The sequence below is a fragment of the Arhodomonas sp. KWT genome, assembly GCF_010993615.1.
The window spans coordinates 1-1,304 of the sequence record NZ_WNXE01000467.1; the positions used below are offsets into that span (position 1 = coordinate 1).

The 1,304-nt window shown below is 71.2% G+C and carries 1 protein-coding gene; it reads right to left on the reverse strand.

What is annotated here, in order from left to right; genetic code table 11:
- Window positions 1-12: 12 nt before the first annotated feature.
- Window positions 13-1,287: a hydroxymethylglutaryl-CoA reductase, degradative gene (locus tag G7A99_RS19970; RefSeq protein ID WP_018717550.1), complete on the reverse strand. Its 1,275-nt coding sequence runs from the start codon at window positions 1,285-1,287 to the stop codon at window positions 13-15.
- Between the last annotated feature and the right edge of the window lie 17 nt (window positions 1,288-1,304).

Consider the following 1,304-nt stretch of genomic DNA (forward strand, 5'->3'; position numbering starts at 1 on the left):
GCACGGGGCGGGCTAGCCCTGGCCGCGCAGCCGGGCGAGGACCGCCTCGGCGATGTCCACCCGCACGGTGCCGCCGGCAACCAGCTCCTGGGCCACGGCGTCGACCTCGTCACCGGTGGCCCCGGCCATCACCGCGATGTTCTTGGCGTGCAGGGCCATGTGCCCCTTCTGGATGCCGGTGGTCGCCAGCGCCTTGAGCGCGGCGAAGTTCTGGGCGAGACCCACGGCGGCGATGTTCCGGGCGAGACGCTCCGCGGTGGTCACCCCCATGATGTCCAGGCAGACGCGCGCGGTGGGGTGCGAGCGGGTCGCGCCACCGATAAGGCCAACCGCCAGCGGCATCTCCAGGGTACCGGTGAGGTTGCCCTCGGCGTCCACCTCCCAGCGGGTGAGCGAGCGGTAGCTGCCGGTCTGCGCCGCGTAGGCATGGGCACCCGCCTCCACCGCGCGGGTGTCGTTGCCGGTGGCGAGCACCACGGCGCTGACGCCGTTCATGATGCCCTTGTTGTGGGTGGCGGCGCGGTAGGGATCCACCTCGGCGAAGTCATAGGCGGCGATCATGCCGTCGCGCACCGACGCGCCGCCGATGGCCTCCGGCGTCCACGTCGCGCGGGCCCGGGCGAGGCGGCGGTCCGCCAGGTTGGAGAGGATGCGCAGGTAGGTGCGCCCGCCGGTCCACTGCGCGATCGCCGGGGCGACGGCCTCGGCCATGGAGTTCACGGCGTTCGCACCCATCGCGTCGCGGGTGTCGACGATCAGGTGGGTGACCACCATCGCCCCGCTGCGACCCTCCAGCACGCGCACCTCCACGTCGCGGAAGCCGCCGCCGTGCTGGCTCAGCACCGGGTCGGTCTCGTCGCAGATCGCGCGGATGTCATCGCGGTGCTCGAGGATCTGCAGCCGCGCGAACTCCGGGTTGGGCACGTCGACGAGCTGCACCTGGGCGATCATCAGCGCACCGGACATGGCGGTGTGGAAGCCGCCGCTGTCGCGGCACTGGCGGGCCGCGTTGCTCACCGCCGCGACCACGGAGGACTCCTCGGTGGCCATGGGCACCAGGGTCTCCTCGCCGTCGACGATCAGGTTGGTGGCCACACCCACCGGCACGTTCATGGTGCCGATGACGTTCTCTATCATCGCGTCCGCCGACTCGGCGGAGAGATTGCCGGTGTTGGACATGTGGCTGACCGCGGCCTCGTCGAGGCCGGCGATCTCAGCCACGCGCTTGAGCCGCTCCTGCGGCGGAAGCTTGAAGAAACCGGGGATGCGGGAAGTCTTCTCGGCCATTGCCGTCTCTCCTCGTG